Raw genomic sequence first — 11,236 nt, 5'->3', positions numbered from 1 at the left:
GCAGACAATAGGAGATGATAACTAATAACTTATATGCGGTCATGCTTCGCCCTCTTCCTTGCGCCAGATGCACCCCGAGGACTAAAGTCCTCACAGATTTTACAAGGTTTGTAGTGAGGACTTCAGTCCTGCTTTTTCCGAGAACAAAAGTCCTCACTACGAACAGATTTTATAAGGTTTGTAGTAAGGACTTCAGTCCTGCTTTTTCAGTAGTTCGATCGCTCAGACTTGAATTCTGATTTTCCTCAATCAAGAACTTAAGATTCCTTACGGGGAATTTTCCCACTCAGGGGTAAGCTGGCGGAAATTGTATTTAGACACACCTGGGTGACAAGTAACGCAACTGCTGATATTTGCTGGTTGCGCCAGCTTGACTCTGGGGTGCAAAGCTTTGAAGTAGCGAGAGGTGGCGACTCGGTAAGCTAGTTCTTCGTCTTTGGCTTCGGGACGGGAAAAAGTTTGCAGGTAGTTCCACACTAGCAGCCGGGGCGGGTCTACTAGGAGTTTCAAGGTTTGTCCGTAGTGTTGGGAATCTTGCAACAAGCGGCGCCAGGTTTCTGTTGGCAATACTTGCGGGGGTAAGCCGATGTGACAGGTGGCGCAGTTTTCTAGGTAGAGTTGCTGTCCGAGTTGGTAGCGTTCGGGGATGCGATCGACAGTGCCATTATCTTCAATAGCAGACACTTGAGCAAGTCGCGCTGGAGTGTTGGAGTTCGCAGTCTGGGCTGCCACCCATCCGCCTCCTGTACAGCAGACAATTATCAACACCAGCAATGTTGAGTAAAGCCCCCGCAAGCCACGAGAGCGATACTTGGGGGGAGTTTCGTGATTCATTCTGTTTCTGCGTTCTGGCTGCTAATTTCTGCGGTCTGGAGGAGTTTTTTCCCAGCCCGCATGGATGGGTTTTCTAGATTACTGGTATGCTCATGCCTTCGCGGGCCAAGCAGCTATTGGCGAATGCTGCCTGCACGTCTGCTTCGACGCGATCGAGAAAATTGTCGTCGTGACCGGGATCGTGGTGAAACATCACGATCTTTTTGACTCCCGCAGCTTTCGCTATTTCTACTCCGGCTTGCCAAGTTGAGTGTCCCCAGCCGACTTTTGGGTTTTTGAAGTCGTAATACTCTTCGTTGGTGTAGTTGGCGTCGTAAATCAGCACGTCTGCGTCGCGAGCTAGGTGTACTACATTTTCGTCCAGCCGATCGGGAAAATGCTCTGTATCGGTGCAGTAGACGGCCGTGTGTCCCTCCCAGGTGACTCGATACCCGATCGCGGTATTCGGGTGATTGAGCAATGCCGTTTCGACTTTCACATCGTCGAGTTCGAGAATATCCCCTGGGGTCAAATCGTTAAATTTGAGGTTTGACTGCATCACCTGGATGGGGACTGGAAAATTGGGGTGGTGCATTTGATCGGCAAGACGCTGTTTGATTGTAGTGCCGTTGGGGGCGATCGCTCCGTAAATGTGAAAGCAGTTCCCCGGGATAAAGGCAGGAGTAAAGAATGGAAATCCTTGAATGTGATCCCAGTGAGTGTGGCTGAAAAACATATGGGCTTCGACCGGCATTTGTCGCAGCAGGTTGAGGCCCAGAACTCGCAGACCGGTGCCACCATCAAAAATCAGGCGTTTTTTCCCCAAGCGCATTTCTACGCAAGAGGTATTACCTCCGTAGCGAATTGTTTTGCTGCCGGGGGTGGCGATGCTGCCCCGCACGCCCCAAAACTGAACGACAAACTCGGTCAAAGGACTATTTTCCATACTGGCTTTCTGATCGGAAGGCTCTGGAGTGGTTTGAGAGGGTGCGGAATCTGGCATCTTTTTTAGGTTTGGGCGCAGGAACTTGGGAGTTGAGATCTTAGTGTTTAGTTTTTAGTGTTTAGTTTTTAGCAATCCGTACTATAAAACGCTTTATAGAAAACTATCCGAGTACCAAACCCGGAAATCAGACTTACCGAACACTTGGGTTGTTAGAAGCCTCAACCCGTGCGCGATCGGTTGCTGTAACAGATATCACGCTTTAGAGACCATTTTTGCACCCTGTGGGCTGCCCGGCGTGCGGAACTGTCCTGAGATTAAGATAGCGTTGATGTCAGTGTTCGGGTAAATTTTCCTCAAAAGTAGAACGCATTCGCCCGCTTGCTGAGAATTTGCGCTTAATCTTACTCTATGACTAGGATTTTTTTCAAGATTGTGCCGGGGGTGGCGGTTTGAGGAATTCCGTTCCGGTGACTGGGGATTCACCAATGATTTTACATTCTAGCCACCCCCTCCTCGACTGCACGTCCTAGACGCGGATCGGTTGCATTAAGTTCGGCTTCCTGAATTGTTACTCGGGTTGCAGTCGAGGATGCAGGCGCTTGGAACCTATTTGCGATCGGCTGCGATGCACTTTTCGACTAACGGCATTACTAGATCGACATCTTGCCAACCCAGAATTTCGGTCACTTTTTTCTCCAAATTTTTGTAGGTTCTAAAAAATTCGGCTATTTCGTCCAAGCGGTGTGGGGCTACGTCTTTGAGGGACTTATAGTGAGCGTAACGGGGGTCTTTGTCGGGAACGCACAGCAGTTTTTCATCTCTGTCGCCTCCGTCGATCATTTCCAGCATTCCGATCGGACGGGCCGCGATGATGCACCCTGGAAATGTGGGCTCGTCCATCATCACCATGCCGTCGAGGGGGTCACCGTCATCGGCTAAGGTGTTGGGTATGAAGCCATAGTCGCAAGGGTATTGCACTGAGGCATAGAGCACGCGATCGAGTGCAAAGGCTTGCATCTCTTTATCAAACTCGTATTTGTTTTTGCTACCGGCGGTAATTTCGATCAGGACGTTAAGCAGTCCTGGTTTCGGCTGTGCCGGAATTAGCGATAAGTCCACAATAATATCTCCAACTTAACAGATGATCGGGGATGAGTGCTACTTGCCAAATCCCTTTCATAGCATTTTACGGGCGATCGGGATCGATGCTGCATAAAGCTGGATACAAAGCGGGGGAGTGCGAGAAGATACAGCGGACGGGCGGGACATCCCACGAACAATAGATTGGACGGGCGGGACGCCCATCCCACAGTTTGAGAGGGGAATGGTTTGTTTGGGCGATCGAGATATTTTCAGAACCAGATATTATTTTTCCCCTCTGTCAAAGTTTTTTTAATTTTCAATCCCAACCACTGGCTTAGTTCTGTTGCTAACCATGTGATTTCTGATTCACTTAGTCCCTGGTTTTCTCCTAGTTGATATTTTTGCTTGCCAGCTTGAATAAGCATCTGATAAATGTTGGAATTGTATTGCCTAATTTCCAATTGACAAATCTCCTGTCTGGACATCGATCGTGGATAATTCCATTTCAGCCCTAGAAGATTGCTGGTATAGGAGATTTGATGCCGATCTATTCTAACACGCAATTCCCGAAATAATGCAGAGAGAAGTGTTACTACTACAGCAGCTAGTAAACTTCCTGATAGCATAATCAACGAATTCCTTAATAAATTATTGATTACCGATAGGTAATTGGAACCACCTATCCTTAAAAGGATATTTGCAGCAACCGCAGCCGAGAACCAGGCAATCAAACTAAAATCGACTTCCTTAGGTGGAATTATAATTTCTATAAACTCCGAATTTTTTGTGAGTTTAATATCGCTTTCTGGCGGTTGCACTACAAGAGGATTTTTTTTGATTTTGTTGATAGCACAGGGATTTTCGTCGAGCGATCGGAATGCTTTATCAGCCGAAGATAACCGTTTTTCCAAGCTCGGTTCGGTCATCCACTCCAGCCAATGAATCAAATTAGGATTGAGGTGCTTCGCGCGATCGGCAAATTGAATTTTCAAATCCTGCTGCGATAGTTCCATGGGATGCAAACCCGTTACCAAATAAATTAAAGTTCCACCTAAACCGTAAAGGTCAGAAGCCGGAACCGATCGCCCGCCAAATTGTTCCGGTGCCATATATCCATAAGTTCCGACTACTGTAATTGTGCCGCCAAACTTTGCAGCTTGGTTCTGCACCGAACCGAAATCAACTAAATAAACTTGTCCGACACTATGGCCGGATCTGCTGTGTAGTAAGATATTGCTTGGTTTAATATCGCGGTGAATAACAGGCGGATTTTGCTCGTGCAAATACATCAAAATTGCTAATAGCAATTTAGCTAATTCTTTCACCTCACTTTCGCTAAAAGTACGCCCGCAGCGCAAATGTTCTTCTAAAGTTCTTCCCTCTACATAAGTCTGTACCAAGGCAAAGCTTTTACTGTCTGGTTCGTCAATTTCCAGGTAGTCGAGGTGCCGAGGAATTCCTGGGTGAGAAAGTGCTTTTAAAGTTTCCGCTTCCCTTTCAAATAGCTTGAGGTCTTGCCATTCAAAATCGCTACCGAGGAAGAGCTGTTTGATGACAACTAATTCTTGAGTTTGTAAATCGCGAGCCAGCAGCGTTTGGCGACCGGTTTGTTTTCCCAGTATTCGCTGCACTTCATAGCTTTCTGCTAATATTTTACCAGTCATGTTTTATTACCTTTATTTCAATACGGTTCACTTAAGATGGTCATTGCGAGGAACGAAGCAATCACAGTATCTATTTTTCATGAGTTTTCCCTCTTGTCATCTCTTAAGTTAACCGTGTTGACCTTTATTTTAATTTGAAGCGAGCGTCGGGGTTCAGAAATCGGTTTTTTTAGCGAGTCTGGCGGTTACAACGCGTATTTTCGTAAAAACCCGGTTTCTAGAAGTCAGAGTGCCTAATTCCTGTAAATTTTAGATTATAGTCCGCTTGCTTTTTGATACCACCGGGCAATAGACTTGCTAGCTGTCCCCATTGACAGTCCTACAATTAGCGATATTGCAAGTATAAAGCTAATTTCAGACATGGAAAGCTCTCCATCATTAATAATATTCCACGTCCCTTCATCCTTCCAATCCTCCATCATCGGCCACAAGAAAATACTGGTCGCCGAGGTAAATGTCACGATACTAATTGCATTTAAAACCTGTCGGTGAAGTTTGGGATTAGTTAGGGGGGAAAACCAAAAGCACGTCACAATTGCTGCGATTATTCCATTCGCTAACGCCAGAGGCAAGGCGAAAAGAACGCTCCAGAATCCTCCGATAAAAATTTGCTCCCAAAACCCCATCGCAATGATGCTTAAAATTATTACTGCACAAGCTCCTATAGCTTTAGTTCCTGTCGAAATTCCGACCTCGATCGCATTCCAGAACAATTCGTCGGTACTCACAATTTTCCCCTGTCTCACTGGCCGGGAATATTTATCTATTTGCTGCGGTTTTTCCAGAACTTCTTTGGCAATCTGAACTGAGGCGGGACGGCGTTCTAAACTGGGATGCGTCATCCACTTCAGCCAATTGCTAAAACCGGGACTTAATTCCGTGAATTGCTCGAATTCAATCCGCAAATCTTGCTGTGGCAAATCGGCTGGATGCTGCTTGGTAATTAAGGCGATTAATGTTGCTCCCAAGCCGTACAAATCGGAAGCTGGAACTGCTCTCCCGCCAAATTGTTCGGGCGGCATATAACCATAAGTTCCGACAACGGTGACGGTTTTTCCCTGTTGCGTGGCTAGGGTTTGAACAGCACCAAAATCGACTAGGTAGACTTCACCGACGCTATTGCCCGATCGATTTTTGAGCAAAATATTGCTGGGTTTAATGTCGCGGTGAATCACCGGCGGCTGTCGCTGGTGCAGGTATCCGAGGATGTCTAGTAATGCTGTGGCTAATTGTTTGACCTCATTTTCGCTGAAGGTGCGGCCGTCTGAGAGATACTCTTGGAGGGATTTGGCTTCGATATAAGTCTGAACTAGGGCGAATCCTTTGCGGCTGGGTGTGTCGATTTCAAAGGAGTCGAGATATTGGGGAATTGCAGGATGGGATAGGGATTTTAAGGTTTCGACTTCTCGCTGGAACAGTTTCAAGTCTTCCCAGTTGAAATCGCTGCTGAATGACAGGAGTTTGACTACTACTTGCTGTTGGGTTTTTAAGTCGCGGGCTAGTAATGTTTGCCGTCCGGCTTGCTTGCCTAGTCGCCGTGAGCACTTATACCGATTTTCTAATATTTCTCCTAACAAATCCCCGATGTTTTGTCCGCTCATGTTCACCTGCCACTGAAGCGATTGAACCCAGCTTAGCTGGCCAAGCTGCAATTGTCTGCACTTGTTTAAGCGATTTAGATCGAACCTGGTGGTATCGCAATTAATATTACCCACACTCAGGAAACGGCACGTCCAGTTTCCCTAGGAGCGATCGGGCTAGGGAAACGGCAATGCCGTTTCCTCCTAGCGAGCTCAGAGTGATTGTTTTGGAGTACGAACGCCGCACGATGCCTTGTCCGACATTGCTACGGCAAAAAACTTTTTTTTGCCAAAGAACCAGCGCCTTTAAACACCATAAAAATGCCCCTGATTCAAGCTTAAATTTAACGTTGAATTTGCTTGTAAATTGACTGCACTACATCTAGCATGGTCATGAGTTGGTGCCATTCGGGAGCGTCTGGTTGGTAGCTTTTTGCCCGCTGAGTTTTTAAACTCTGGTGCAATAAATTCAGCAGCGTCTCTGGAGACTGAAACGAGTTATCATCTTCATCTTTTGGGCTGGAGGCTGCATTTTCTATGGTTTCTTTGATGCTTTGTGCCTTATCTGCGAGACTCAAAGCTCTGCCCGCCATGTTTTCTGGCATTTTGGGCCGTTCCGACAAAGACTGGCGGGTCAGTTCTTCGAGCAGTTGGCGGACTTGAGCCACCCATTCGAGATCGTTTACCGAAAACCAATCAGATTTAAACCCTTGTCCCTGTGGTCTTTGCTGAATGCTTTGTAATTTTTGGAGCAGGGGAAGAGACTTTTGAGTGATGTTTTCGGGGATTCTGGGGATATCTGACAGCGAGCTGCGGGCAATCTCTAGCAATAGTTGGTAAACCTGATCTACCGACTCAATATCTCCCGATTGCGAATTCCAATTATCCATAACTGATGCTAGTAGTTTTCTATATCTAAGACTAGAACGTTAGCTTTCTGCTGAAAGCAAGCTGCTTTTAGGAGGCGCCAAAGTTATTAAGACTTACGGGCGCGGGGTAAAAAACCCGGTTTTTGAGTGGATGTTAGGTCGCCTTTGCCCCAGATTTTTCTTAAAAACTGGGTAATGCTGGCGCAAGTCCTAATTTTTTTTGGAAGCTCTTCTGAAGGTAGAAGTGCTGTGTTTGTTGTCGCCAAACACCGCACAATGCGGGTATCTGGCGGTGGCGAGGCAAGCGATCCCAAGTCCGGTTATCTAACAATCATACCTGCTGGAGCTGATTTAAAATTGCCCCAACAGGATATTAAGGTTAATTGATTGGAGGGGAGGTGCACTCCCGATCGCGATCGCCCCCTCCGCACCGGGTACCGCTGCTATTTTTCTTTGAGATTCCATACGCCGTCCCAGTTTAGTACGTCGGGAGGGCTGAGCTTATATAACCCGCAGCGATCGACGTGCAGTTTAGCTGCCTTGTTTTTGGGTTCAATGTCCAGAACAAGGTTAAATTCGCGTTCTGCGTCTCTAAAAGCTTGCTTGGCTTTTGGTTCTAAGACTTTCTTAAACTCGCTGAGGAGTTTTTTCACGCGATCGAGTCCCAGATTTTCAAATTCCTCCTCTAACATTTCTATCACTGTCTCGGAGGCTTTAATTTTAATTTTAGCCTGCAATAGCTGCCTGATCTGTGCGGGTTTCAGCCTTTTAATTTTAGGATTTGATGGTTCTAAGATGTCTGCTTCCAACAGTTTTTTAACCTCGCCCTCTTGCAACGATTGAATATCGTCTGCTGATAGCTGCTTGATTTTGGCTTGCAGCAACATTTTGGCTTCATCTTCCGAGAGGTTTTTGAGACCTTCCAATTTCAACAGTTGGATTTCTGGCTGCAACAGCACGATTAGTTTATCTGCTTCAGACAGATTTTTGGGATCGTACTCTGACAGCTTTTTGAGTTGATATAACAACTTCTTTAGTTCGTATTCCAACTGTTCCTCGACACTGTAGGAAAGTTTTTTGATTTCTGTCTCCGGCATTTGGGCGACATCATCTAAGATATTTTTCACCTCACTGTCAGATAGTCTGTGAGTGACTGGCGTCTTGTAATGTTCGCGACCCTTATTATAATGTTCTACAACTTGTTGCTGTTTTTCGGTTAGTGACTTGCCAATGGGCGAGTATCCTTCTTTGATGCCGACGAGTTCGTAAATGATAACTGGTTCGCTTTTGCCTTTGACGGTAATGAAGTCGAGTTCCCGCACGTAGACTCTCTCGTGATAATGCTTGTAGGTATTGTCACTAATAATTAAGTCAGTTCCGTACTGCTTGCTGGCGCCTTCTAAGCGAGAGGCGAGGTTGACGCCATCTCCTATAGAAGTCAATTCCATGCGTTTACTTGAGCCAATGTTGCCACTGACAACTTGATCGGAATGTATGCCCATACCAATACTGATGGGCAACTCACCATTAGCTATACGATCGAGATTGAATTTATCGAGTTCTGCTCGCATTTTCACTGCCGTTTGCATCGCGCACCAAGCATGATCTTCTAGGGGCGCCGGAGAGCCGAAAACTGCCATCAGAGCGTCGCCGATGTATTTGTCGAGAGTGCCTCCGTACTCGAATACGACATCTACCATCACTTCAAAATACTTGTTGAGCATCACCACCACTTCTTCAGCTTGCAATTTTTCCGTAAGTGTGGTATAGCTGCGAATATCTGAGAACAGCACCGAAACTTCCTTGCGCTTGCCGCCCAATCCTGTATCCCCTGAAGCTAACAGTGCTTCGGCTACTTCTGGGGTCATGTAACGGTACATCAAGTTTTTGACTTGCTTGGCGCTGCTAATATCTTCCATGACGACTAACGCGCCGTTGACTTTGTTGGGATCGGTAGCATCGGTCATTGAGTTGATCGAGAGATTGATACTCTGCGATTTTCCTTCACAGGAGAGCAAAACTTGATCGGGGTAATACTGCTGGCGATCGTTATCGTCTTCTGGAGACAAAGACGCATCGAACCACTTGGCAAAATCGCCTTTTTCTAACTTAATTAACTCGCGCAAAGATTGGCCTTCTGCTAATTCTGCCTCGCTGACACCGAGTAATTTTTGGGCGCTGGGATTTGTCGCAACTATATTGCCTTTTTTATCTGTAGAAATCACGCCGTTAGTCAGGGCGTGCAGCATATCTTTTTGTCTTTGTTCTTGCTGTTTGACTTCTGCAAACAGTTTGGCATTTTGCAGGGCCACTCCTGCTTGGATGTTAAACGACTGCATAAAGTCCAGGTCGTTTTTATTGAAACTCGCTTTCCACTGTTCGGGGGCCTGAGGCCAATCTGCCGGGTTGTAGGGCGGGAATTCTCCTTGTCGTTTTTTGTTGACTAACTGCGTAACTCCAATCAATTTGTTGTCGGAGTTAAACACTGGCATACACAGCATACTGCAAGTGCGGTAGCCTGTTTTTTGGTCGGTATCTCGCGAAGTTTTGGCGCGGGGGTCGTCGTACACGTCAAAGGAAATCAGCAGGTGTTCGCTGGATTGGGCGACGATTCCTGCAAAACCGGCTGTTCTGGGTATGCGAATTTCTGTAAGTGTGCCTTCTTTGTTGGGAAGTTTCGTCCACAGTTCATCTTTATCTTCGTCGATCAGCCAGAGGGTGCTGCGATCGGCATTCATGAGTTCTTTGGCCTGATCCATGACCCTTTTGAGGGTATCTTCTAAGTCGAGACTGCTCTTAGAAAGAGCGTTTACGGCATTCATCAGCGCCGTGGCGGCCCGCTGTCTCTGAGTTGCTGCGTAGAAAGATTTGGAGGATTCTAGAATTAGGCGAATTGAGGGAGCAAATTCATTGAAAACTCGTTCGTCTTCTTCCGTGAATCCAGCCCTGTCGATTTGTCGATCTAAACTAGCGTGATTTTGGTGATCGGGTTTTAGTTTATTAATCAGTTGAACGACTGCTACTAACTCGTTTGTTTCTTCCTTTAGCAGGGGCATTGCCAGCATTGTATAAGTGCGGTAGCCCGTTTTTTCTTCAACTTTTTTGGCGTTAGCCGATCGCGAATCGTTGTAAAAATCGTAAGGGATGTTAACCACTTTTTTCTCGGTGGCTACTTCTCCGGCGATGCCCACGTGGGCGGGAACTCTGATTTCTATGCTTTTGCCATTTTCGTCTTTGGCAACTTTTGCCCAGAGTTCATTTTTGTCGTCGTCTAATAAAAATATCGTAGTGCGATCGGCATTGAGCAATTCCCCTGTTTTGAGGGTAATCGACTGCAACATATCGTTGAGGATAGCGTCAAATCCCTCGCTCTCCAGGATGTTATCGAGCATTCCCAGGGTTTGATTGACAACCTTAAGTTTTTCTTCTACTTCCTTAACTGCTGCTACGGAACTTTCCTTATTTAGGTGAGCAAGAATGTTTGTGACTCCTTGGCGCGGGATAATTGCACTGCTGCTGGTAGGGGCAGGAGCAACCACGGGTTCGGGAGAGGGAGAAGGCGTAGGGGTAGAGTAGGGTTGATTATTTTCACTGCTGATAGGAGTGACATCTATCACGTTGTCCAGAGAAGAGTAATTTGTGGAAGATGCAGGAGGATTCATAGACCTTTACAGAAGCTTAAGTGTAAGGGTTAGTCTAAGCTAGGACAGCGGGCAAGTTCATCTTTTGAGTGAGACAGGTCGCACCTGACTCAAGTATGTGTGAAACTATTTCCCAGTTTACAGAAGTCCGGGCCTAGGGCAAGGGAGGTTCAGTTGGCATTGCTGCTCAACTGCTAGTGATACGGTAAAGCAACGGTGTGATTGCTGGAATCTTTTTAGAGATTGCGAATGGTGTTTTAATGGTTTATTAACTGATTTTGGCATTGTGCGCCCGGTTGAATTAGGTTTGCCCTATTCCAGAGATCGCCGACACGAACAGGAATGCGTGCTGCGGAACTGCTGAAAAACGGATGGCATTGTAGGATTAGCCGCAATTGTGACACCACCCATTGTTGGTGATGTGTGCCCTTCTGTACACAATTGTGGTTTTTAACTAGAATTTCTGTCAATTTTGCTGCTATACCCTTGCATCCCCAGACTTTAGTCTGGGGGCTGCGAGCTTTTTTGTAAGATTGGCGGTTTTGAACCTCCCCAGGGCTAAAGCGACGGGGATTCGGGCCCACCCAAAAGGGCGACAGTGGGACATTCAAATATCCCTCTAGACCCTCAAGCTTGTGGC

At 46.5% G+C, this 11,236-nt stretch carries 10 protein-coding genes; 2 read left to right on the top strand and 8 right to left on the bottom strand.

The window, feature by feature from the left end:
* Positions 1-267: 267 nt before the first annotated feature.
* From JGK14_RS32045 to JGK14_RS32035, 3 genes are all read right to left on the bottom strand, one after another.
* On the bottom strand, positions 268-834 hold the full coding sequence (locus tag JGK14_RS32045) for a diheme cytochrome C (protein WP_293186842.1): 567 nt from the start codon (positions 832-834) through the stop codon (positions 268-270).
* Between the two features lie 73 nt (positions 835-907).
* Positions 908-1,816 carry an MBL fold metallo-hydrolase gene (locus JGK14_RS32040; protein ID WP_325315924.1) on the bottom strand — a complete coding sequence of 303 codons (909 nt, stop codon included), beginning with the start codon at positions 1,814-1,816 and terminating at the stop codon, positions 908-910.
* A gap of 549 nt (positions 1,817-2,365) precedes the next feature.
* The gene (locus JGK14_RS32035) at positions 2,366-2,878 is read right to left on the bottom strand and encodes an inorganic diphosphatase (protein ID WP_293152463.1); all 513 of its coding nucleotides are present in this window, start codon (positions 2,876-2,878) and stop codon (positions 2,366-2,368) included.
* A gap of 32 nt (positions 2,879-2,910) precedes the next feature.
* Between JGK14_RS32035 and JGK14_RS32030 the strand changes: the two genes are divergently transcribed.
* Positions 2,911-3,042, top strand: coding sequence for a hypothetical protein (locus JGK14_RS32030; protein WP_293186843.1), 132 nt, complete (start codon positions 2,911-2,913; stop codon positions 3,040-3,042).
* A 69-nt stretch (positions 3,043-3,111) separates the two neighbouring features.
* Here JGK14_RS32030 and JGK14_RS32025 read toward each other — a convergent pair whose 3' ends face one another.
* The 3 genes from JGK14_RS32025 to JGK14_RS32015 form a co-directional block, all read right to left on the bottom strand.
* The gene (locus tag JGK14_RS32025; RefSeq protein ID WP_293214235.1) at positions 3,112-4,506 is read right to left on the bottom strand and encodes a serine/threonine protein kinase; all 1,395 of its coding nucleotides are present in this window, start codon (positions 4,504-4,506) and stop codon (positions 3,112-3,114) included.
* A 254-nt stretch (positions 4,507-4,760) separates the two neighbouring features.
* Complete coding sequence (locus JGK14_RS32020) at positions 4,761-6,107, bottom strand: serine/threonine protein kinase (RefSeq protein WP_293193626.1); 1,347 nt, start codon at positions 6,105-6,107, stop codon at positions 4,761-4,763.
* A gap of 323 nt (positions 6,108-6,430) precedes the next feature.
* Positions 6,431-6,976, bottom strand: a complete 546-nt coding sequence (locus tag JGK14_RS32015) for an inorganic pyrophosphatase (RefSeq protein WP_293186846.1) — start codon at positions 6,974-6,976, stop codon at positions 6,431-6,433.
* Positions 6,977-7,150: 174 nt separating this feature from the next.
* Here JGK14_RS32015 and JGK14_RS32010 point away from each other — a divergent pair, with 174 nt between their 5' ends.
* On the top strand, positions 7,151-7,342 hold the full coding sequence (locus tag JGK14_RS32010; protein WP_293186847.1) for a hypothetical protein: 192 nt from the start codon (positions 7,151-7,153) through the stop codon (positions 7,340-7,342).
* Positions 7,343-7,398: 56 nt separating this feature from the next.
* On the opposite strand, the gene JGK14_RS32005 is transcribed toward JGK14_RS32010, so the two are convergent.
* Together JGK14_RS32005 and JGK14_RS32000 are read right to left on the bottom strand one after the other, a co-directional pair.
* Entirely contained in the window at positions 7,399-10,617 is a 3,219-nt protein-coding gene (locus JGK14_RS32005; RefSeq protein ID WP_293186848.1) for a GAF domain-containing protein, read from the bottom strand.
* Between the two features lie 236 nt (positions 10,618-10,853).
* Positions 10,854-11,236, bottom strand: a 383-nt coding sequence (locus JGK14_RS32000) for a hypothetical protein (RefSeq protein ID WP_293219050.1), incomplete at its 5' end; no start/stop codon positions are given.

Source organism: Microcoleus sp. PH2017_28_MFU_U_A (genome assembly GCF_020738035.1).
In the GTDB taxonomy this organism is placed as follows: Bacteria; Cyanobacteriota; Cyanobacteriia; order Cyanobacteriales; family Microcoleaceae; genus Microcoleus.
Note: the sequence above shows the minus strand (reverse complement) of the source record. Positions and strands in the feature narration are given on the sequence as shown.